The organism is Listeria immobilis, from assembly GCF_014322845.1.
In the GTDB taxonomy this organism is placed as follows: Bacteria; Bacillota; Bacilli; order Lactobacillales; family Listeriaceae; genus Listeria; species Listeria immobilis.
Genome location: NZ_JAASUA010000003.1, coordinates 1 through 21,044 on the forward strand (window position 1 = coordinate 1; position 21,044 = coordinate 21,044).

Below are 21,044 nucleotides of genomic sequence, written 5' to 3' on the forward strand. Positions count from 1 at the left end.
TACCAAGAATTGGCTAAAATAATTTTTTGGCCCCTTTTTGAATCATCCGATGGCCCCTTTTTCAGTTGCGTTTAACAAAGATGACTATCTTTTAGTAAATGATATTTGGAAACTTGATTTTTTTGTCAATATTCCGCAATTCCGTGAACGCCTAACGGAGTATAGAGAAAATCCGGTCAATCATATATTCATAATAACATTTAATTCGGTTCACCCTATCATAAATCTAGAGTTGAAATGTCTATACAAGTTGAAAATATTCAATGATGAGTGGACAGCTTACTCCAGCTTTCAAAAGCACACGCATCGTTATCGAGTTATTAATTTTATGCAATTGTTCTATCCTGAATCCAGCTCGTTAAAAGAACTAGATATTGATAAAGCTGAAGAACAATATATTGCCTGGTTACGTGAAACAGGAATTGAAGTAACGGAAGAAAAAAAATTTAGACATGGTCGTCCCGTAGAAATTAGAAAAGTTAGAACAGCAGCCTTCCTCAGATCAGCCTACAATTCAATCATGCACTACTTGGACGATCGTCCATTATGGGTAAGAGATGTATGGCGTTTAAAAGACTTCCAAGATAGCTTTGATTTTGAGTACCATAAATCAAGTCCGCAAGGATTTGTTCGCTTTGATAGCATTGAAAATAACGAGTTAAAACAAATGGCAAAAGATTATATAAAAGATCGGCTTTTAGGTAAACGGCACATGAGCTGGCATAGTGCGCAAGCATACTCTAGAATACTCAGCCGCTTTTTTAACATCATTTCACCGACAGGGACTGAAAAAAAGGCTATTCGTAATCTTGAAAGAAAAGATATACTAGCCTTTATTGAGTGGACGCGTTGTTATTATGCAGAGAATAATCGCAAAGGATTGGAGAATCACCTGAATCGTTGCATGGGAGTACTACAAAAATTCTTGGAAGAATTACAATTACTTGAACATAAAGAAGCACCTAGAAAATCGATCCGGCAACTAATTAATCCTGGTGATTTCCCTAAATATACTCAACACAGACAGGTTAATAGTATCCCTGATAGCGTCTTAGAGCAACTTTTCAGCAATCTAAATTATTTACATCCAGAGGTCATTCCAATTGTCTGGATTACGTTCAAAACAGGTCTGAGGATATCTGACGTTCTTACCTTAACAAATAAGTGTTTGATAACTGTCAACGAGAGTCCCTATCTGCAACTAGACATTTCAAAAACAAAAGTGCATAACCATCGGATACCAATTGATACCCGCATAGCTGACATTATCACCTTTTTAGCGAAGAGATGTGAGCTAGAAACAAATATGGACAATAATCCTAAGAGATACTTATTTCCACGTTTATCTGGAACTAGAAAAGGACGTCCTTTTACGCAAGGCTTTGTAAGAGAAGAATTGAATACTTTGGCAATTAAACAAAATATTGCTGGTGAAGATGGAGAAATTTATCATTTCCGAATGCATGAATTTCGTCATACCTACGCTGTTAAATTACTGAATAATGGAGCGGATATTTTAACAGTCCAAGAACTATTGGCCCACGCATCCCCAGAAATGACGATGGTCTATGCAAGGTATTCTGATGACAATAAAAGAAAAGAATTCGAAAAAGTTCTAGCAAGTGGCACATTCGAGTTTAGTCAAAATGGTTTATTGCAAAAAATAGAACCGGATCAGTTGAATAAAGAGAATCTTGATTCTCTTTGGCAGAATCACAAATTGAACGCTATCGATAATCCCTACGGGACTTGTATGGCTCGTTTAAATGGGAAGTGTCCGTTTATTAATGAACCACCTTGTTTAAGCTGTAATAATGGGAATCCATGTAAGGATTTAGCTATCGGTTTATCTGATTTAGATAATGAAAAATATCAGTTGCACATAAAGACCATGACAAAAACGATCGAACTTTTAAAGAGCAATGGGCGAATGGATCTAGTTGAAAAAAATGAGCATCTTCTAGAAAAATACACTGATATTGAACGCAAAATCACGCAAGGAAGTATTATCTATGGAAGATCAAACCGGACAGATTAGGAGAAAATTATGACCTTTGATCAAAGGAAACATCTGAAGATGTTACACAAGAAAAGACGTGCCGAAACTCTTGAAAAAGTTGAACAAGCTATTTACTATCTTGAAGCAACAAAGCAGCCTATTAATTTCTCGAGGATAGCAAAACAATCTGGTGTTGGGAAATCGACACTGTATTCAATTCCAGAAGTAAAAGATCGAATAATTATTTTCCGTGAGGTGTCTTTAGGAAAGAGTTATACGCAAAAAGTAAAAAAAGAGCAGGATACTAGTGTGATTCAATCCTTAAAGCGAAAGATTCAAACGCTAGAAACAGAGAACAAAGAACTGAAACTTAAAATCAAGCATATATACGGCCAAGTTTTTGAAAATACTGACTAAATCAATTTAAAAGGGTTGAACTCGCAGCATTGAAAAATGTGCTGTTACGAGTTCAACCCTTTCTTTTCCAAGTCCATTCCAAGGTATCGGTATATCCTTAAAAGATCGTTTCCTTCTACTGTTCTAAGTTGAAAGTAAAAAATATGGTCTTTACTGTCTACTGTCATATAGCTAGGTATCCTAAACCGGGTAATATTTCTCTTATTCATCAAATAGAGCAGTTCGTCTTGTAATGCAAAAAAAGGCACATCTATCAGAACGAAGTTCAAAAAGTCTTTTGTCAATTTTTCTGAGTTTTCAGTATGGTAGTCAAATTCAGCACCTTCCACATTCAACGTCATGAAAGATCACTCCACTTATTTGGATTGATCATACGAATATGATTGATTGAATTACTGGGAATAACTTGAATTCCAGTATCTGGATGTGAGACAAAAATACTTGTGTCCCTGAAACCTTCGACAACTCCGATAATATCTGCATAAGCATTTCCTTCAGTATTCAGCTCGCTAAGCTGAATTTCAACAACATCTCTGGTAGTATAAGAGGATTCTAGCATTTCTGAGATTTCCGTTTCGCTCATCTTCGGTTTCCTAGACCAAAATGTATTTCTTCCCTTTTTTTCAATATCCATTTCTGCGGTATGTTCACTTAAATAAAAGCCCATCCACTTTGCCATTCCTCGATCATCGTAGTCGCGAATAAGTGGATCAGGATGATAAGACATAAATGATTCTCCCATGTTTTAAACACCTCCACTAAACCTCTTCAGGAAACGGAGTTTCCAAAAAAGTTTCTACCATTTCCTGAATATCATTTTGTCTAAAAAAAGGAATTTCCAAATAACGAACGTTGTTTTTCCTACACCACTGCCGCTTGATTTCCATGTTTCTTAGGATATTTTGAAATCTCTTTGTACTGCAACCTCGTTTGAAGTAATGGTGTGTACCGTGATACTCAATGATGTGCCACTGATTGGATTTTTGGAAAGCTACATCAACACGTAGTGGTCTATTTTCAATAGTAGTAAGACCCTTGAACATCCTTTCACGGTCGTATTTAATCCCATAGTAATTCATTAGTTGGCAAATGAGTTGAATCTGCCAACTCGGTTGTTGGCTGGGAACCAACGGAAATGGTTTGTACAACATTTTTGCCTTTGGATGATAAGAAAGGTTAGCAATGAAGACTTTCTTTTTCCATCCATTGATAGTGATCGTGGCTTTCGTATGAAGGTGGATTTTTCCTAAGTAATCATAGGGTAAATACCAATCATACAGTTTTTTCTGAATCTCACCATTTCTCATAAATGAAATAGAAACAACATTGAAGTTCTCTTTAATAAAAAGTAGTTCATTCATAGGTTAGGTACTCTTTCTACAGTTTTATAGTGACTACAAGCCATCCAAACCACCGGCACCGCCAGCATGACCTCCCACCAAATTCGCTTGACTCAAGCTCCTAGCGTGTTCTAAAGTAGAACTTGCACGGACAATTGAGACAAAGCCATACTTTTCTCTGATCTGATCCATTATTTGATCCAGCTTCTCATTTTTAATCTGTTCTTCCGGTTCTTCGAACAGGTTTAGTTGGCTTCCTGCATGATAAAGCAGTCCTGAATAAGACACACCGATATTTCTAACTAGACAGCCGGTATAAAATTTATTGAATAAATACAATAGGTGTCCAGCTAACTTGTCAGTGTTATCAGTAGGGGTAATCTTTAGTTGCCGGCTAAATCCTTTCTCTAATTCGTCCTTAGAATAACCAATTGATAAATTGACCGTTGAAGTTTTAGCTTGTCTGCGGCGCAAACGAATAGCAACCTGTTCGGCCATTTCCCGAATCACCAAAGGCATTTCATCACCCTTGTAGTATCGTGGTAAAATTTGACTGTTTCCTAGATTTTCAGACTTGGGGACATAGCGTTCTTGGATTTTTGTCCGATCAATGCCATTGGCATGATGGTACAGCTGCAAACCGATTACCCCAAATTTTTCTTTTAATCGGTAAGGCGTAGCATGAGCCAAATCATAGATTGTGGAGACACCCATATTATACAGGTTTTGCTTCATACGGTGACCAATCCCCCAAAAGTCGCTAATCTCAGGCATAGCCCAAACCTTTGTTTCTACATCGGAATAGTTCCAAGAAGCCCGCATATTTACTGTGCTTTTAGCCTCGTTGTCCAGCGCCAGTTTAGCAAGTAAGGGATTACTGTTTGACATACCAACGGTAGAATAAATCCCAGTTTCTCTCAAGATATCTTTTTGGATCATTTGGCTGACAATATTTAGTTTTTCTTTCCTAGTTAAACTTTTGTCTGGTACAAAGTAGTTTAAACTGTGGGTTAGTTCAACAACCCCTTCATCGATGGAGTACCACATAATGTCTTCATCCGCTGCGTACTTGCGAACGATTTTTTGAATTTTTAGGTTTTCCACTATGTAATAACGCATTCTAGGAGGAGCTACGATAAGTTTTTTCATCATTGGATTTTCCTCTACCGTAGGTAGTTCCCAAGATCTTGTGACATTACTGATTCCAAACGCTTTCTTCGCCATCGGACTGCTGGCCAAAATTAAACCAGAAGTATTATCCGCCTGACTCATTACAACCAAAAGGTCCTTTAAGGGGTGGCGCCCCCGCGCTACCAGCTCACAGCTGGCGTAAAAAGATTTCATATCGATAAAGGCATAGTCACCAGTGGGTTCTAAATCATAGTTAAAGTTCATCATAATCACCTTATCAAACTAAGTATTTTCTCCAAAAAGAACACATGTTCGTTATTATAGTACCTTGATTTACTCCCCTAAGTCAAGAAAATCTCGTTATTCACACCACAAAAAAGATGCCAGCAGCTACGGACTAGTGCTAATGGCATCTTTTAAAGTGAAACTAATTTTTTATGGCTAGAACATTTCTTTTAATTAAGTCTCTAGTTTTTCTAAACTGCGCTAAAATCTCTTCCTCACTACCGGATGCTTTGGCAGGGTCCGATAAGTTCCAATGAAAATGTTCTTTCCCTTTGGGAATTACCGGACATTTATCTTTCGCATCCCCGCAAAGAGTGACGATTAGATCAGCTTTATTAAAATAGCTCATATCAAGCAAATCTGACGTTTGTTCAGAAATATCAATCCCGTCTTCAGCCATCACTTTTACGACTTTTGGATTCAGACCGTGCGTTTCTATTCCGGCACTTCTAATTTCAAATTGACTTTTTGGTAAGAGCTTATGCGCATACCCTTCAGCCATCTGACTTCTACAAGAGTTTCCTGTACAAAGAAAATAGATTTTTTTCATATATTTTCACCTCTAAGACGTGCTGTTTGTTCAGTATCATTAGGAAACCAATGTTTCGTATTATTGGCTATCTTAACCAATAAAAGCATAACTGGTACTTCTACTAGTACACCCACTACTGTGGCTAAAGTCGCTCCTGACTGGAGCCCAAATAATGAAATAGCTACCGCAACTGCTAATTCAAAGAAATTACTCGCACCGATCATTCCGGCAGGTGACGCAATAGAATGGGGGAGTTTCCACAATCTTGCCCAACCATAAGCAATTGAAAAGATAAGTAATGTCTGAATTGTTAAAGGGATCGCAATCAATAAAATGTGTAGCGGATTGGCTAATATTTTCTGCCCTTGAAAAGAAAAGATAATGATTAGTGTCAACAGTAATCCAATGATCGTTACGGAATCAAATTTCTTTAAAAAGACTGTTTCAAAGTAAGCTAAGCCTTTCCTTTTAATAATCAATGAGCGAGTAAGGAAGCCTAAGAATAAGGGAACTACTACGAAAAGAACAGTGGATAATAGCAAAGTTGCCATTGGAACGACTACATTATCAACACCTAGTAAAAAAGCGACAATTGGCGCAAACAAAATTAAGATAATTAGATCATTCACCGCTACTTGAACCAAAGTATAGGCAGCATCACCTTTGGTGAGGTGACTCCAAACAAAGACCATTGCGGTACATGGGGCGGCTCCTAGAATAACCGCTCCGGCAACATATTCTTTTGCCAAGTCTAACGGTATCCAACTTTTAAACACTACATAAAAGAAAAAAGCAGCAATCGCGTACATAGTGAATGGCTTTATCAGCCAATTAGTTACGCAAGTGACAATCAATCCTTTGGGCTTTTTTGACACGTTAACAATACTGCCAAAGTCGATTTTCAACATCATTGGGAAAATCATTAACCAAATTAAGATAGCTGTAGGAATAGAAACGTTGTAATATTCGAACTGGCTAAGTGTTGCGGGAATTACTGGTAAAAACTTTCCGATTGAAATTCCTAGTGCCATACATATGACTACCCACAAGGTTAGATACTTCTCAAAAACACCTAATCCTTGTTTCTCTGTGTTTTCCATTTGAACCCTCCATCATCAATATCAGCCAATACATAGATAGTTTTCTATGTATTGGCCAAAAAATTTTATACCCCAACAGGGCTAAAGTCTGGTTGCCATTCTTCAACAGCAAACTTGCCATTGGAAAGCTCCGCAACTTTTTCAATCCATTCTAATTCATTGAAAGAACGAGCTTTTAATACATCATTTTGTGTATCAGCTGCATACATGCTTTGGTTAACCAGCCACCAGGTATGGGAAATCTTTGCCCGATCCAAATCTTCATCTAAACGCATGGATTCATAAACCGGTGTTGTTTCAGGTAAAGTAACCATCAACACTTCCGTGTCATCAGAATTTTGAAGGCGCGGCAAAAGTTTTTGAATAGAGACTGGAACTTCACCAGAACTTCTTTCCACTTCCCGAGCATAGCTTTGAGTCGAATCCAACAACAGTAAAGTATGACCGGTCGGTGCCGTATCAATCACGACAATTTCATCATCAGACTTGTCAACAATTTCAGCAAAGGCACGGAATACTGCAATTTCCTGGGTACATGGAGAACGCAGATCTTCTTCAACGTAAGCTACATCATCGTCATTCATAGTAGCTCTTGCTTTGGACAAGACCTCTTCTTTATAATCAGCCAATTCTTTTTCTTCATCGATATGGCTAATAGAGATTGGTAAATCATCCGAAATGAACATGTTTAAATGATCCGCCGGATCAGTTGTCGCTAAATGGACTTTTTTGCCTTCCTGGGCCAACTTTTTAGCAATCTTGATCGCTACAGTTGTCTTACCAACGCCGCCTTTACCCATTGTAAAGATAATTTTCTTATTTGAACGGATAAATTCTTTTACAACTGTATCTAAATTCGGAAAATCCGTCACTTCTTTTTCTTGTTCTTCAAGTGCAGGCTGTTGATCACTTAATAGTATTTGAAGCTTATCAATACCAGTCACATTGTAAGGCCGTAGTGGGATATAGAAGGTATCAAAGTCTTTTAGTGGTTCTGGCATATTCTCTAGATCATGCGTCTGTTCTTGATAGATAAGTTGAGAAATTTCGTCATCATGGACTTCCAGCAACCCATTCACAACCAATTTTTGATTTTGAATCCCTAATTTTCTCAGCTCTTCTGAAGCACGCTCAGCTTCAATCAGTGGTGCTTTTTGTGGGCGAGTAACTAGAATTAAGGTTGTTTGTTCAGCGTCTGTTAACGTTTCTACTGCTTTTTCGTACATATCTTTTTTATCGCCTAGTCCTGATAACTGACCTAAGCAAGAAACACCGGTGGTATTTTCATCCAGATAATTATTCCAAGCAGAAGGCAGCTGTAGCATACGCAATGTGTGCCCCGTCGGTGCAGTATCAAAAATGACATAATCAAACTGATCGGCAACTTCAGGATCAGTCAAAAAATTGGCAAACTCATTGAAAGCCGCAATTTCTACTGTACAGGAACCAGATAGCTGCTCTTCCATGTTCGCTAATGCACTGTCTGGAAGTATTCCACGGTAAGGGCCAACGATACTTTCTTTATATTCTGCCGCAGCCGTAATCGGATCAAAGTTAGCTACTTGAAGATTGTCGATTCCTTCAATCGGTGTTGGCTTATTGGTTAAGGGTGTTTGGAAAACATCTTGTAAATTAGAAGCCGGATCGGTGCTTACCAGCATAACTTTTTTATTGTCTTGGGCCAACGAAGTGGCCGTAGCACAAGCAGTTGTTGTTTTACCCACACCGCCTTTTCCAGTAAAGAATAGATATTTGGTTAATCCCATTCGCTCGGGAAGGTATTGAATCATTTTTTGTTTCCTCCTTTTATAAATCATGGCTTAGGAAAAGGCTGTTTAGCAACAGCCTTCGCCTCCGCAGCATCCGCCAGAATTGTTGGCAGCTTGTGTGACAAATTGAACTTCTGCATATTTACCGAATTCTTCTAAGGTAGGATAAGCAGCTTCTTTTACAACTTCACCATCTAATAGAGTAACCGGTAAAATGTCGTTGCCTTTTTCTTGAAGTAATTTCAAGATGGTCGGGTGGTTAACAAAGGCATCTGGGTCACTTGTTAAGTTGTGACGTGATGCTTCAATAGAGTCTAATCCCTCAAACGTCTCGAAGACTGAGGTAACCATCAGTAATTCTTCATCAACAGATGGTCCGCAAACGCCAGTTGAACAACACATCGCCGGTTCAAATAGTTCCAATTTTTTCATCATTCTTTTCTCCTTTACAACTACAGTTTTTATTGTGGCAAACACATTCATCTTCATCAGAAAATAAATGCATCATTGAACCCATAAATTTATCTACAAAGCTTTCGGTTAATTGATAGTGGTGCCATTGACCTTCTTTAGTCACCAAGACAACACCTGCTTTTTCCAAAACCTTCATATGATGGGAAAGCGTTGGTTGAGTAAAGTCAAAGTGAGCTAAGATATCACACGCACATAAACTGCCACAAGACAGCATATCAATAATTTTTAATCGTTTAGGATCTGCCAGGGCTTTCAGCATGACCGACATTTCATCGTAATTCATTTGTTTTCCTCCTTACATAGAAGTTCATCTATGTATACAATATAGACGATCATCTATATACTGTCAATCGTTTCTGTCTTTTTTCATAGAATGGATATGTTCAGCCTACTGCAAAGCCTAGTATTATCGACTTTCTTCAAATTTGGTATTGATAAGTTCTGAAATGGTTGGTGGACATAAAGGATAGCTATTCAGGCTTTACCCGAAATAAAAATTCGCGCACCATCGTTGTAAAAATTTCTGGTTGTTCAATTTGTAAATTATGTCCAGCAAAATCAAGAATTGCGAAAGAAGCATGTGGATATTTTTCAAGCAAAGAAAGCCCATCCGCATATCCAACATGATCATCTTGCCGACCAAAGAAGAATAACGCCGGCACATCAAGGGAAATATTTGCATCTGGATCAAAGCTCAGCGAATAATTTGCTGCCAACTGGTCTAAAAATTCCCCGTCGGCGTTAATCATTCCAGCCATTACTTCTGCTAAAAAACGATTCCAATTTCTAGCAGTTAAAATAACCCCGCTTTTTGAAAAGTATGCCTGATCCTCCTTAGATAGCGACTGAACAAATGGCGTGTCCTGATACATCACTTTTTGTTCTGGAATAGTTCTTTTTTCCTTTTCTGGATAAATAACCGGACAAATAAGCAAGACGCCAAGTATTCTATCCGGCATTTTAGCAGCAATTCCACGGGACAAATAACCACCATAAGATTCTCCTGCAAGTAAAAATGACTCCCCTGGAATCACGGCTTCAATAAACTCCAACAAAAGTGAAAGTACCTCATCTGCGTTTTGAATAGAGTCGTAATTCTCGGTTTTTCCCATTCCTGGTAAGTCTAAGTAAATCCGTGAAAAAGGACTTTTCTCATCAAATACAGGCTCCATGCAACCAATCATCAATTGTGAATCAGGCGAAAAACCATGAATCATAATTATTGGAATACCCTCACCATATTTTTCATAATAAACGTCTACGCTACGGATTGTTTTATGCATATTTCTCCTCCTTGCGTTTTCTTTTATCATACCATATTATTCTTCTGCCATCCGGTAACCAACCCCCACTTCTGTCAAAATATAGGCTGGTTCGGCTGGGTTTTTTTCGATTTTACGACGGATATTACTCATATTCACTCGCAGTGCTTGATTTTCACTTGAATAAGGTCCCCAGATTTCCCGAATTATAAAGTCATGAGTAAGTACTTTTCCTGCATGACGCGCTAAGAGTAGTAGGATTTTATATTCAATCGGCGTAAAATGGATCTCCGTGTCATCCATTTTAACAAGGCGGCGACTATCATCAATAGAAAGGTTTTGAATGCGAATTATATGGTCGTTTAGCGATTCTTTATTACTAGATTGAATATGTCTAAGTGCAGTTCGAATTCGCGCCAATAGTTCAGATGTGCCAAATGGTTTAGTAATATAATCATCCGCGCCAAGGTCTAGCGCCGCCACTTTTTCCCGTTCATGATCACGAGCAGACACTACAATAATCGGAACTCTAGACCAGACACGAATAGCTCGAAGTACATCTAATCCCTCCATATCAGGTAAACCAAGGTCTAATAAAATAACATCTGGTGAATGACTCGCTGTCTGTTCAAGCGCTTCTTTTCCATTGACTGCTTTAATCACCGCATAGTCACTAGCAGTCAATACAGCAGAGATAAAATTGCTAATGCCTTCTTCATCCTCAACAATCAACACAAGTCGCTTACTGTTCATTTTCCCTCTCCTCCATCTAGTGGTAAAGTAAACCAGAATGTCGCTCCACCACCGAGTTCATTATTTTTAGCTTCTAGTGTGCCTTCATGCGCTCGAATAATTGACATACAAATTGATAAGCCAAGTCCAAGCCCGCGTGACATGTCCGAACGTTCACGAGCTTCGACTGCAAATGTATCAAACAATTCCGGCAAACGATTGGCATCTATACCTACACCATTATCTCGCACGCTAAAAATCGCTGTTTCTCTTGTTTTTACTACATCTACCCAAACTTCCGCTTTATCTCCTGCATGTCGTAGGGCATTTTCCATTAAGTTAATTAAAACTTGCTCAATCAGTGTGCCATCCATAGGTACCATTAGCAATTCATTAGGCACTTTTACGTGGATTATCCGATTGGAAAAACGTTTTTTAATTCTCCCAACCGCTTCACCGATAATTTCTTCTACAGCTTCTGGCTCTCGTTTTAAACTCACCAAACCTTCACTAATTCGAGTAACGGAAAGTAAATTTTCAACCATTCTAATTAGCCAACCAGCATCATCTTTAATGCCTCTGATTAAATTTTGTTGGGTTTCCTTGTCTAATTCTGCCTCTTTAGCAAGTAGCGCTGAACTAGCACCTATTATTCCAGTTAATGGTGTTCGTAAGTCGTGAGAAATCGCTCGAAGCAAATTACTTCTCATTTTTTCTTTGGCAGATTCAATAATGATTTGGCGTTGTTCTTCTGATAAATATTGCCGTTCTAGAGCAAGAGCTACTTGAGAACTAATCATCCGTAAGAAAATTCGGTTGTCTTGTGTGGGTGCTCCATCTTCTGCTGAACAAGAAATACCAATCACTCCAAGTACCTTTCCTTGCGACATTACAGGCATATAATAGCCAAATGCTCCCATCAGTGTATCTGTTCCTGCTCCTGCTCTTTTTTTATTTTTAAAAACCCAGTGGGCAACTGCTTCTTCATCTGAATTTAAGAGTTTGCTCGCATCTTCCTTGCCTTCTGCTTGGACAAAAATCCCTTTCTTACTTTTAGCTGGATCTGTTGAATAAAAAATAACTGATCGATTAAATAAATGCAAAATATATTCATTAGTTAAATCAATAATTCCCTTTAGATTTCGTGTTACCAAAAGGCGCTTATTGATTTCATACAGTACTTCCGTTCGACGTTCTCGTTCTGCGGCCAAACTTGCTTGCGTTTTTATTCGCACTGTTAAAGCACTTGTAATTAATGCAACTATCAGCATAATGCCGAATGTTACTGGATAACCAGCTTGAATTGTATTAAAAGTATAAAGTGGTGATGTGAAAAAGAAATTAAATAGCATCACACCAATAATTGAGCCTAGCACACCGTATACATAACCACTTGTCACTCGGGAAATAACTAATACAGATAAAATATATACCATAATAACATTCTGATCCCCGATGCCAAATTCACTTAGTCCAATACATATCGCTGTTGCTAGACTGAGTAGTAAAACCATTTTTGCCATATCATGCCAGGAAAGAAAATTTTTAAAGCGTATTTTCATTCGTCGTTTTTTTGTTTGTGGATTGCTAGAAGGAATAATATGCATATCTACGTTATCGAGATGTGTAATAAGTTGGTCTTCAAAATCATCTTCAAACAAAGAGCGCAGTCCCATACGACGTCGCGATTTACCAACTACAATATTCGTTACACCCGCCAGACGTGCGTATTCAGCCACAGTTTCCGCAATGTCATGACCTGCAAGCGTAACAATCTCAGCCCCAAGTCGTTCAGCCAGTTCCATTGTTTCACGGAGACACTTTTTCTCTTCTTTTGACATATAATCGTTTTCTTCGTTTTCGATATATAACGCTGTCCATGGCGCTCTAAAAGCTTCAGCAGTCCGAGCAGTCCAGCGAATAAGTTTAGCAGAAGAGGGAGACGTTCCAATACAAACTAACCATTTAGTACTTGCTCGTTTTTCTGGATAAATTCCCGTTTGATTATACTCATGGCTAATTCGGTCAGCCGCTTTCCGCATCGCGATTTCACGTAGTAATTTTAAATTTTCTCTTGTGAAAAAATTTTGCATTGCAGTTAAGGCTCGTTCTGGTTGATAAATTTTACCTTGTTCCAACCGTTTTAAAAGTTCATCTGGCTCAATATCAATTAATTTTACACGATCAGACTCATCAAAAACATAATCTGGAATGGTTTCACGGACTGCAACTTTCGTAATGCCTTCCACAATATCATTTAAGCTTTCGATGTGCTGTACGTTCACAGTAGTATATACATCAATACCTGCTTGGAGAAGCTCTTCCACATCCTGAAAACGTTTTTTATTGCGCACTCCTTCTGCATTAGTGTGCGCAAGTTCATCCACCAAAATTAGTTCTGGCTTTCGTTTCAACGCCTCGTCCAAATCAAATTCTTTTAGCGCAATATTTTTATGGTTAACCATTTTTGGCGGAATTACTGGGATTCCTTCTAACATTTTAATTGTTTCTTCTCTCGCATGCGGCTCAATATAACCAGCTACTACATCCACACCCGCAAGAAGCTGATCTTTTGCGTCATTTAGCATCGCATAAGTCTTCCCAACACCTGCCGCAAACCCAAAATATATTTTTAATTTCCCGGTGGAAGAATCTGTTTCTTCTTGTAAATTCACCAGGAGCGCATCCGGACTTGGACGATTCGTCTCCATATTTTTCGCCTCCAACTAATTACATTTTCAAACCGTCTAATGCTAAATTAACTTGTAGTACATTGACAGTTGGCTCACCCCAAAACCCTAATAATCGTTCACTCGTATGTTCCTCAATTATTTCTTTTACTTTTTTAGTTGAAATACCGCGAACTCTGGAAATCCGGTCCACTTGGTAGGCAGCAGCTTCTTTAGAAATATCTGGATCTACACCACTTCCAGAAACTGTTACAAGATCCATTGGAATAACACGATTGTTAGTTGGATCGAGTTTATGCCACCAAGCAATTCGCTGCTCTACTAATTTCTTTTGTTCCTCACCGGTTGGATTTTGATTTGTTGCTACACCATCATTCGGTGCCCGTCCAATCAAGTATTCCGGCTGCGAAAATGTTTGACCAATTTCCTTAGAACCATATTTCGCTGTTTGACCATTCGCTAACTTCTCTTCTATTATACTGCCATTTGCTTTATCATGGAAAGCCGCACCTGCAATAATCGTTACAACACCTGGATAAATGACGCCACACACCAATGTCAAAAGTAAAAAAGCAACAACGGCAGGCTTCCAAATTTGCATAAATATTTTCATACTTTCTCCCCTCCTATACAATTCCTAAAACAGTTAATAACATATCTATTAATTTAATCGCAATAAAAGGTGCAATCAAACCACCCAGCCCATAAATTAACATATTTCGGCTAAGCAATTTCCCAGCAGGCATTTCTCGATATTTTACTCCTTTTAAAGATAATGGAATTAAAACGATAATTATTAGCGCATTATATATAATCGCGGATAAAATCGCACTAGTTGGACTCGTTAAATTCATAAGATTAAGTGCATCAAGTTCTGGAAATATCCCGTAAAAAAGGACTGGTATTATCGCGAAATATTTTGCTAAATCGTTGGCAACACTAAACGTAGTCAGCGCTCCCCTAGTCATTAAAAGTTGTTTACCGATTCGAACGATATCAATTAACTTTGTTGGGCTAGAATCAAGATCCACCATATTTCCAGCTTCTTTTGCTGCTTGCGTTCCTGTATTCATAGCAACCGCCACATCTGCTTGTGCAAGAGCAGGCGCATCATTGGTTCCATCACCCGTCATCGCAACTAAATGACCTTCACGTTGATATTTACGAATTAGCTCTAATTTTGCTTCTGGAGTTGCTTCTGCGAGAAAGTCATCCACCCCTGCTTCGGCTGCAATTGCGGCTGCAGTCATTGGGTTATCTCCTGTAATCATAATTGTTTTAATACCCATTTTCCGCAAATCAAGAAAACGTTCTTTTACACCATTTTTTACAATATCTTTTAAATAAATGACGCCCAGTACTTTATTATTTCGAACAACAACCAGTGGAGTCCCGCCCGCACTAGCTATCTTGCTTACAATTTCATCACATTCTTTTGGATACGTTCCACCATTTGCTGTTACATAGGTACGTACTGCATCCGCCGCACCTTTTCGAATCGTATTTTCTTGGTAATCAATTCCGCTCATTCGTGTAGCAGCAGTAAATGGAACAAATTCTGCATGCATTTCAGCAAAATCTCGTCCGCGAATATCAAATCGTTCCTTCGCTAATACAACAATACTTCGCCCTTCCGCCGTTTCATCTGCAATAGACGAAAGCTGGGCTGCATCTGCTAATTCTTGTTCTGTTACATCTGTGACTGGCAAAAACTCACTGGCTTTTCGATTGCCAAGTGTAATAGTTCCTGTTTTATCTAATAAAAGGACATCTACATCACCTGCTGCTTCAATAGCTCGACCACTCATCGCAAGGACGTTTGCTTGGTTTAAACGACTCATACCAGCAATTCCGATTGATGAAAGTAATGCTCCAATTGTAGTTGGCGCTAAACAAACAAGTAATGCTATCACATTTGTAATTGAAATTGCTGATCCTGAACCTGCCTGCTTACTTGAAAAATCTGTAAAAGGTAATAAAGTGGCAGAAACCGCTAGAAAAATAATGGAAAGTGTCACCAGTAAAATTTGTAAGGCAATCTCATTTGGTGTCTTTTTCCGTGAAGCGCCTTCTACCATTGCAATCATTTTATCTAAGAAACTTTCTCCTGAAACAGCTGTTACTCGAATAACTAACCAATCTGAAACTAGCGTTGTTCCACCAGTAACAGCACTCCGGTCACCACCAGACTCACGAATTACTGGTGCAGATTCTCCAGTTATCGCACTTTCATCCACCGAAGCTGCTCCTTCAATAACTTCTCCATCCATTGGTATTTGCTCATTCGCTAGCACATATACAATATCGCCTTTTTTTAAATCATTTGAAGCTATTTCGATAACATCCGTTTTATCTTCTACTTTCTTTAATTTCCGAGCCAATACGTCTTTCCGCGCCATTTTCAGACTATCCGCTTGTGCCCGACCACGCCCTTCCGCAATCGCTTCTGCAAAATTCGCAAATAAAACTGTAAACCACAAAATTAATGCTATTGCTAATGTATAACCAGATTTTTCATCTGAAATCCCAAAAAAACCAAGGAAATAAAGCGCCGTTGCTAAAATAGCTCCTACATAAACAAGTAACATCACGGGATTTTTCACTTGCAACTTTGGAGATAATTTTTTCGCCGACTGAATTAGTGCGTCTTTCCAAATATCTTTTTCCATCATTTCTATTCACCTCATTTGAAAGTTGTAAAAAAGTCCGCAATTGGTCCAAGTGCAAGTGCCGGCAAGAAACTAAGCGCCCCAACTAACATAACTACACCAATTAAAAGACCAATAAACATCCCATTTTTTGTCGACAATGTCCCACTGCTAGCTGCAACCGGACTTTTCCCTGCCATATTTTGAGCTAAATAAAGCGCCGCAATTAATGGAATAAAACGGCTAAGAAGCATCATTATTGCACCAACTATATTTGTAAATGTCGTGTCTGCTGAAAAACCGCCAAAAGCACTACCATTATTATTTCCCATGGAAGTAAATGCATAGAGGACTTCAGAGAATCCATGCGCCCCACTAGCTGAAACAGAAGCTTGTACACTAGGCATCATCACTGCTACCGCTGTGCCAAATAAAGTTAACAGTGGTGGAACCAAAATAAGCAAACAAACCATTTTCATGTCAGATGGTTCAATTTTCTTTCCTAAATATTCTGGGGTTCGACCAACTAATAATCCAGCTATAAACACTGTCAAAATAATAAAAGCAATCATTCCATACAGCCCACTACCAACACCACCAAAAATGACTTCTCCAAGCTGCATAAAGAACATTGGAACTAAACCACCGAGCGGAGTCAAGCTATCATGCATCGCGTTCACGGAACCATTAGAAGCAGCCGTTGTGGAAGCAGCAAATAATGCAGAACTTCCAACACCAAATCGCACTTCCTTCCCTTCCATGTTTCCAGAAGTGGCAACACCTTGATAACTAGGACCAGCAAATTGTTCTGAAACAGTAATCGCTAGTAAGCCGAGAACAAAAACAATCAGCATGGCCGACATAATGGCTCTACCTTGTTTACTATCTTTTACAGCTCGACCAAACATCACAATTAGCGCCACTGGAATAAGTAATATCGAAAGCATTTCCAATAAATTAGTAAAGCTCGATGGGTTTTCAAATGGAAATGCCGAATTCGCACCAAAAAATCCACCACCGTTTGTTCCAAGCTGTTTAATCGCAATTTGGCTTGCTGCTGGTCCAAGTGGAATTAATTGTTTAGCACCATTTTCAAGCGTTTCTACTACAGAATAACCAGCAAATGATTGAACCACACCTTGTGATACTAAAACAAGCGCTAAAATAAGCGATAGCGGTAATAATATATAAAGCGTTACTCTAAATAAATCTTGCCAAAAATTACCTACCGTTTTCTCTTTCTTCCATATAAAGCCGCGAATAACTGCAAATAAAACGGCAATCCCTGTCGCTGCTGAAACAAAATTTTGTACAGTTAAACCAACAGACTGAGAGAAATAGGATAAAGCCGTTTCACCAGAATAAGCTTGCCAGTTCGTATTAGAAACAAAACTCGCCGCCGTATTAAACGCCAAACTAAAACTAAGCCCATCCATACCTTCAGGATTTAACGGCAAAAATCCTTGCAACATCAAAATGGCCATTATAAATAAAAATCCAATAGCACTAAAAGCAAGAACCGAAAGAGCATAACGTTTTGCAGACATCCCTGCACCATTAACTCCCATCAAGCGATAGCCTAGACGTTCTACTGGTTCAAGTACTTTTGATAAAAACACCTTTTGACCAATCATTACTTTATACATATAAATCCCAAGAGGTACCGCTAAAATTAGCAGTAAAACTAAGAAGAACACATCTTGCATTACTATATACTTCATAGATTTTCACCTCGAAATAACACATAAAATAAATATACCAACAGACCCAAACCAATTATTCCAGCGATAACTAGAACAATACCCATTTTTAGTTCACCCTCTCCAAGTACTCTTTTCAACCTTAATCCTAACAACATTTGTATAAAGACAGTGTTAAGATTCTAACCGCACGCATAAAGATTCCGTTAATAAATTAATGTGTGTAGAAATTACACACATTAAAATTCAATGTGTAAGCAATCTACGAAATGAAAACCCTTTTATAGCCCCATTTAAAGTTGGCACAGTACTTGCATATATACTAAGTGTTAAAAGAATTATTTGAAGGAGGAATTTAATCATGAAAACAATCATGCTAGTATGTTCAGCAGGTATGTCTACCAGCTTATTAGTTACTAAAATGGAAAAAGCAGCAGAAGAGAAAGGTCTAGAAGCAAAAATCTTTGCAGTGGCCGAAGCTGAAGCAGCTAACCATTTAGATGAAATTGATGTTTTATTACTTGGACCTCAAGTACGTTTCTTAGAAGGAAACATGAAGAAAAAATTGGAGCCAAAAGGTATTCCGTTAGCTGTTATTAACAGTGTTGACTATGGAATGATGAAAGGCGACAAAGTTTTAGATCAAGCATTAGATTTAATGAAGTAAAAAGAGGGTAATTACAGCTAACTAGCTGAGAATTATAAAAAAATGAAGAGGAATAGTATTAACGTCAAGATTTAGAATTTATGTGTTCATCTTAACCGACGTTATTACTTTTACCTCAAAAAAGGAGAATAAAAAATGAATGGTTTTATCGCATTTATGGAGAAATACTTCATTCCCTATGCAGCCAAAATTGGTGGGCAACGTCATTTAGTCGCAATTCGTGATGGTTTTATCACAACTATGCCTCTAATGATTCTAGGGTCTTTCGCCGTATTAATTAACAACTTCCCAATTCCAGCATACCAAAAATTCATGAATAACTTATTTGGTGAAGGAACTTGGCAAGCATTCGGTCAAAACGTTTGGAACGGTACTTTTGCTATCTTAGCATTACTCATCGCTTTCACTGTAGCTTACAACTTAGCTAAATCATATGACAAAGATGCTCTATCCTCTGGTGTAGTATCTGTTGCTTCTTTCTTCACTATTGGCGCAATCGCTCCTGGTGCAGACGGCGTACCAAATACTGGTGGCCTTGGATCAACTGGTCTTTTCTTAGCTTTAATTATCGCAATTCTTTCTACAGAAATTTTCACTCGCTTAAGTGGTAGCCCTAAACTAATTATCAATATGCCTGATGGGGTTCCGCCAGCAGTTTCTCGTTCATTTGCAGCTTTATTCCCTGCGATGATAACTGTATCAATCTTTGGTCTTATCACTGCGTTCTTCCAAGCAGCAGGTGTAAGTAACCTAGTTATTTCTTTCTACGAATTAGTACAGGAACCGTTCATGGGTCTTGCGAACTCCTTGCCAGCAGCACTTCTATTGGCATTCATTTCTGCATTCCTTTGGTTCTTCGGTTTGCACGGTGCGAACATTATCGACCCATTCATGCAAACAATTAACATTCCAGCTATCGAAGCTAACGTAAAAGCATTAGAAGCAGGAAAAGAACTACCTTATATCGTTAACAAACCTTTCTTTGACTCTTTCGTTAACTTAGGCGGAACTGGGGCAACTATCGGTTTAATCATTGCTATCTTTATTGTAGCTCGTAAACATAAAGCCTACATGACAGTTTCTAAATTGTCTGCAGCACCAGGACTTTTCAATATTAACGAACCAATGATGTTTGGTCTTCCAATCGTCTTGAATCCAATTATGTTCATTCCGTACATCTTGGCACCACTTGTACTTGTAACTGTAGCTTATATTGCAACAGCTATTGGTTGGGTACCAGCTTGTACTATCGTAACTCCTTGGACTACACCACCAATTATCGGTGGAGCACTTGCAACACAAAGTATCGCTGGTGGCGTACTTGCAGCTGTAAACTTAGGATTATCTATTCTAATCTTCCTTCCATTCGCGAAAATTGCTCAAATCCAAGAGCTACGTCGTGAAAAAGAAGCACTTGCTGCTGAAGGCGTTACTGCAGAATAATTTTTAAAAACCAAATCTTTAAGGACGTGTGTACAGATGGATTTAGAACAAACAATTATGAGCTTGATCGTGTTCGGTGGTAATGCCAAAAGTGACGCTATGTTAGCAATTGATTCCGCTAAAAAAGGCGATTTTGCTCAAGCAGACGAACAAATCGCCCAAGCCGAGCAAGCACTACTTGAAGCGCATCATTCTCAAACAAAACTTATACAAGGTGAAGCACGTGGCGAAAAAACAGAAGTATCCCTTCTACTCGTTCACGCACAAGATCACTTAATGAATGCAATTACTTTCAAAGATTTAGCGAAAGAAATTGTTGATCTGTATAAGAATAAATAAAACCAAAAAGACCAGCCGTCGTTATTCTGACAGCTGGTTTTTTATATTTTTGTGACAATAGCATTTAAGAGCATACTGAAACTACTGCACGAAAAGTTTAGCTCAAACAATGATGTATTTCCCATATTTATACAGTAAAATATCCCTTCAAATTAACTGAAAAGCAAAGCATCCACTCACACAGATGGTGATGGTTATTATATTCATTTTTTCGATAACCGAAATTTTTTATAAAGCTTAAATCCTACAAAAACAATACCAATAATTAAAATAATTTCTAATATAATTGGTATATAAGGCGCTATCCATCCCATAATTTTACCTCCTTTATTTAAAACTTGTTGTTAATTTCTTCCCACTCACTGAAGCTTTTAATGTAACATTCCAGTTAGTGAGCCTATTTTTACAATCAAATACATAACTAGCACTCGAACCAGAGCTGGTTTTTGAAAGTTTCGTTTTTTTCACATCAAGTCCTGGACTATAAAATTGATACCAAGGATTGTAAACACTTCT

The 21,044-nt window shown here is 38.3% G+C and carries 21 protein-coding genes and 1 pseudogene; 5 read left to right on the plus strand and 17 right to left on the minus strand.

Translation table 11 applies throughout. The annotated features are described in order from the left end of the window. The first annotated feature begins 37 nt into the window (after positions 1 to 37). Positions 38 to 2,038: a tyrosine-type recombinase/integrase gene (locus tag HCJ45_RS04800; protein WP_246456476.1), complete on the plus strand. Its 2,001-nt coding sequence runs from the start codon at positions 38 to 40 to the stop codon at positions 2,036 to 2,038. Between the two features lie 9 nt (positions 2,039 to 2,047). Beyond that, positions 2,048 to 2,416, plus strand: a complete 369-nt coding sequence (locus HCJ45_RS04805; RefSeq protein ID WP_014601542.1) for a DUF6262 family protein — start codon at positions 2,048 to 2,050, stop codon at positions 2,414 to 2,416. 44 nt (positions 2,417 to 2,460) lie between these two features. Here the strand turns inward: HCJ45_RS04805 and HCJ45_RS04810 are convergent, their stop codons facing one another. From HCJ45_RS04810 to HCJ45_RS15080, 16 genes are all read right to left on the minus strand, one after another. Then, complete coding sequence (locus HCJ45_RS04810; RefSeq protein WP_003749797.1) at positions 2,461 to 2,757, minus strand: DUF5960 family protein; 297 nt, start codon at positions 2,755 to 2,757, stop codon at positions 2,461 to 2,463. Then, positions 2,754 to 3,158: a hypothetical protein gene (locus tag HCJ45_RS04815; protein WP_003749799.1), complete on the minus strand. Its 405-nt coding sequence runs from the start codon at positions 3,156 to 3,158 to the stop codon at positions 2,754 to 2,756. Before HCJ45_RS04815 ends, HCJ45_RS04810 begins: the two co-directional genes overlap by 4 nt. Before the next feature lie 16 nt (positions 3,159 to 3,174). Continuing rightward, positions 3,175 to 3,777, minus strand: a complete 603-nt coding sequence (locus HCJ45_RS04820) for a hypothetical protein (RefSeq protein ID WP_003749801.1) — start codon at positions 3,775 to 3,777, stop codon at positions 3,175 to 3,177. 33 nt (positions 3,778 to 3,810) lie between these two features. After that, the gene (locus HCJ45_RS04825) at positions 3,811 to 5,151 is read right to left on the minus strand and encodes a Y-family DNA polymerase (protein ID WP_120176022.1); all 1,341 of its coding nucleotides are present in this window, start codon (positions 5,149 to 5,151) and stop codon (positions 3,811 to 3,813) included. 163 nt (positions 5,152 to 5,314) lie between these two features. Further along, positions 5,315 to 5,722, minus strand: coding sequence for an arsenate reductase (thioredoxin) (gene arsC / locus HCJ45_RS04830; protein WP_187124211.1), 408 nt, complete (start codon positions 5,720 to 5,722; stop codon positions 5,315 to 5,317). Further along, positions 5,719 to 6,804: an ACR3 family arsenite efflux transporter gene (gene arsB, locus HCJ45_RS04835; RefSeq protein ID WP_003749809.1), complete on the minus strand. Its 1,086-nt coding sequence runs from the start codon at positions 6,802 to 6,804 to the stop codon at positions 5,719 to 5,721. Before arsB ends, arsC begins: the two co-directional genes overlap by 4 nt. A gap of 65 nt (positions 6,805 to 6,869) precedes the next feature. Continuing rightward, positions 6,870 to 8,594: an arsenical pump-driving ATPase gene (gene arsA / locus HCJ45_RS04840; RefSeq protein WP_187124212.1), complete on the minus strand. Its 1,725-nt coding sequence runs from the start codon at positions 8,592 to 8,594 to the stop codon at positions 6,870 to 6,872. Positions 8,595 to 8,639: 45 nt separating this feature from the next. After that, positions 8,640 to 9,008 carry an arsenite efflux transporter metallochaperone ArsD gene (gene arsD, locus HCJ45_RS04845; RefSeq protein WP_003749813.1) on the minus strand — a complete coding sequence of 123 codons (369 nt, stop codon included), beginning with the start codon at positions 9,006 to 9,008 and terminating at the stop codon, positions 8,640 to 8,642. Beyond that, positions 8,983 to 9,330, minus strand: coding sequence for an ArsR/SmtB family transcription factor (locus tag HCJ45_RS04850; RefSeq protein WP_003749815.1), 348 nt, complete (start codon positions 9,328 to 9,330; stop codon positions 8,983 to 8,985). The genes arsD and HCJ45_RS04850 overlap by 26 nt, the downstream gene beginning before the upstream one ends. 187 nt (positions 9,331 to 9,517) lie before the next feature. Continuing rightward, a complete protein-coding gene (locus HCJ45_RS04855) occupies positions 9,518 to 10,330 on the minus strand; it encodes an alpha/beta fold hydrolase (RefSeq protein WP_185348633.1) in 813 nt (270 codons plus the stop codon). Between the two features lie 36 nt (positions 10,331 to 10,366). Further along, positions 10,367 to 11,062: a response regulator gene (locus HCJ45_RS04860; protein ID WP_185348634.1), complete on the minus strand. Its 696-nt coding sequence runs from the start codon at positions 11,060 to 11,062 to the stop codon at positions 10,367 to 10,369. Then, a complete protein-coding gene (locus HCJ45_RS04865) occupies positions 11,059 to 13,752 on the minus strand; it encodes a sensor histidine kinase (protein ID WP_187124213.1) in 2,694 nt (897 codons plus the stop codon). Before HCJ45_RS04865 ends, HCJ45_RS04860 begins: the two co-directional genes overlap by 4 nt. A 19-nt stretch (positions 13,753 to 13,771) precedes the next feature. Then, complete coding sequence (locus HCJ45_RS04870; protein WP_187124214.1) at positions 13,772 to 14,344, minus strand: potassium-transporting ATPase subunit C; 573 nt, start codon at positions 14,342 to 14,344, stop codon at positions 13,772 to 13,774. 13 nt (positions 14,345 to 14,357) lie between these two features. After that, positions 14,358 to 16,403, minus strand: coding sequence for a potassium-transporting ATPase subunit KdpB (gene kdpB / locus HCJ45_RS04875; protein ID WP_187124215.1), 2,046 nt, complete (start codon positions 16,401 to 16,403; stop codon positions 14,358 to 14,360). A gap of 11 nt (positions 16,404 to 16,414) precedes the next feature. After that, on the minus strand, positions 16,415 to 18,100 hold the full coding sequence (gene kdpA, locus HCJ45_RS04880; RefSeq protein ID WP_185381348.1) for a potassium-transporting ATPase subunit KdpA: 1,686 nt from the start codon (positions 18,098 to 18,100) through the stop codon (positions 16,415 to 16,417). After that, on the minus strand, positions 18,097 to 18,237 hold the full coding sequence (locus HCJ45_RS15080; RefSeq protein ID WP_311769225.1) for a potassium-transporting ATPase subunit F: 141 nt from the start codon (positions 18,235 to 18,237) through the stop codon (positions 18,097 to 18,099). The genes kdpA and HCJ45_RS15080 overlap by 4 nt, the downstream gene beginning before the upstream one ends. A gap of 203 nt (positions 18,238 to 18,440) precedes the next feature. On the opposite strand from HCJ45_RS15080, the gene HCJ45_RS04890 reads away from it, so the two are divergent. The 3 genes from HCJ45_RS04890 to HCJ45_RS04900 all read left to right on the plus strand — a co-directional run bounded on the left by HCJ45_RS04890 (position 18,441) and on the right by HCJ45_RS04900 (position 20,528). After that, positions 18,441 to 18,746: a PTS sugar transporter subunit IIB gene (locus HCJ45_RS04890; RefSeq protein WP_011703328.1), complete on the plus strand. Its 306-nt coding sequence runs from the start codon at positions 18,441 to 18,443 to the stop codon at positions 18,744 to 18,746. Positions 18,747 to 18,881: 135 nt separating this feature from the next. Further along, positions 18,882 to 20,189: a PTS sugar transporter subunit IIC gene (locus tag HCJ45_RS04895; RefSeq protein ID WP_185348644.1), complete on the plus strand. Its 1,308-nt coding sequence runs from the start codon at positions 18,882 to 18,884 to the stop codon at positions 20,187 to 20,189. A 36-nt stretch (positions 20,190 to 20,225) separates the two neighbouring features. After that, complete coding sequence (locus HCJ45_RS04900; RefSeq protein WP_003722042.1) at positions 20,226 to 20,528, plus strand: PTS sugar transporter subunit IIA; 303 nt, start codon at positions 20,226 to 20,228, stop codon at positions 20,526 to 20,528. 327 nt (positions 20,529 to 20,855) lie between these two features. Here the strand turns inward: HCJ45_RS04900 and HCJ45_RS04905 are convergent. Further along, a pseudogene (locus HCJ45_RS04905) lies at positions 20,856 to 21,041 on the minus strand (DUF5626 family protein); the annotation flags it as partial. Positions 21,042 to 21,044 lie beyond the last annotated feature (3 nt).

Excerpts from the sequence above, each read along its gene's own strand:
- HCJ45_RS04805 (WP_014601542.1), top strand. The coding sequence starts at position 2,048 with ATGACCTTTGATCAAAGGAAACATCTGAAGATGTTACACAAGAAAAGA.
- HCJ45_RS04810 (WP_003749797.1), bottom strand. The coding sequence starts at position 2,757 with ATGACGTTGAATGTGGAAGGTGCTGAATTTGACTACCATACTGAAAAC.
- HCJ45_RS04815 (WP_003749799.1), bottom strand. The coding sequence starts at position 3,158 with ATGGGAGAATCATTTATGTCTTATCATCCTGATCCACTTATTCGCGAC.
- HCJ45_RS04820 (WP_003749801.1), bottom strand. The coding sequence starts at position 3,777 with ATGAATGAACTACTTTTTATTAAAGAGAACTTCAATGTTGTTTCTATT.
- HCJ45_RS04825 (WP_120176022.1), bottom strand. The coding sequence starts at position 5,151 with ATGAACTTTAACTATGATTTAGAACCCACTGGTGACTATGCCTTTATC.
- arsC (WP_187124211.1), bottom strand. The coding sequence starts at position 5,722 with ATGAAAAAAATCTATTTTCTTTGTACAGGAAACTCTTGTAGAAGTCAG.
- arsB (WP_003749809.1), bottom strand. The coding sequence starts at position 6,804 with ATGGAAAACACAGAGAAACAAGGATTAGGTGTTTTTGAGAAGTATCTA.
- arsA (WP_187124212.1), bottom strand. The coding sequence starts at position 8,594 with ATGATTCAATACCTTCCCGAGCGAATGGGATTAACCAAATATCTATTC.
- arsD (WP_003749813.1), bottom strand. The coding sequence starts at position 9,008 with ATGATGAAAAAATTGGAACTATTTGAACCGGCGATGTGTTGTTCAACT.
- HCJ45_RS04850 (WP_003749815.1), bottom strand. The coding sequence starts at position 9,330 with ATGAATTACGATGAAATGTCGGTCATGCTGAAAGCCCTGGCAGATCCT.
- HCJ45_RS04855 (WP_185348633.1), bottom strand. The coding sequence starts at position 10,330 with ATGCATAAAACAATCCGTAGCGTAGACGTTTATTATGAAAAATATGGT.
- HCJ45_RS04860 (WP_185348634.1), bottom strand. The coding sequence starts at position 11,062 with ATGAACAGTAAGCGACTTGTGTTGATTGTTGAGGATGAAGAAGGCATT.
- HCJ45_RS04865 (WP_187124213.1), bottom strand. The coding sequence starts at position 13,752 with ATGGAGACGAATCGTCCAAGTCCGGATGCGCTCCTGGTGAATTTACAA.
- HCJ45_RS04870 (WP_187124214.1), bottom strand. The coding sequence starts at position 14,344 with ATGAAAATATTTATGCAAATTTGGAAGCCTGCCGTTGTTGCTTTTTTA.
- kdpB (WP_187124215.1), bottom strand. The coding sequence starts at position 16,403 with ATGATGGAAAAAGATATTTGGAAAGACGCACTAATTCAGTCGGCGAAA.
- kdpA (WP_185381348.1), bottom strand. The coding sequence starts at position 18,100 with ATGAAGTATATAGTAATGCAAGATGTGTTCTTCTTAGTTTTACTGCTA.
- HCJ45_RS15080 (WP_311769225.1), bottom strand. The coding sequence starts at position 18,237 with ATGTTGTTAGGATTAAGGTTGAAAAGAGTACTTGGAGAGGGTGAACTA.
- HCJ45_RS04890 (WP_011703328.1), top strand. The coding sequence starts at position 18,441 with ATGAAAACAATCATGCTAGTATGTTCAGCAGGTATGTCTACCAGCTTA.
- HCJ45_RS04895 (WP_185348644.1), top strand. The coding sequence starts at position 18,882 with ATGAATGGTTTTATCGCATTTATGGAGAAATACTTCATTCCCTATGCA.
- HCJ45_RS04900 (WP_003722042.1), top strand. The coding sequence starts at position 20,226 with ATGGATTTAGAACAAACAATTATGAGCTTGATCGTGTTCGGTGGTAAT.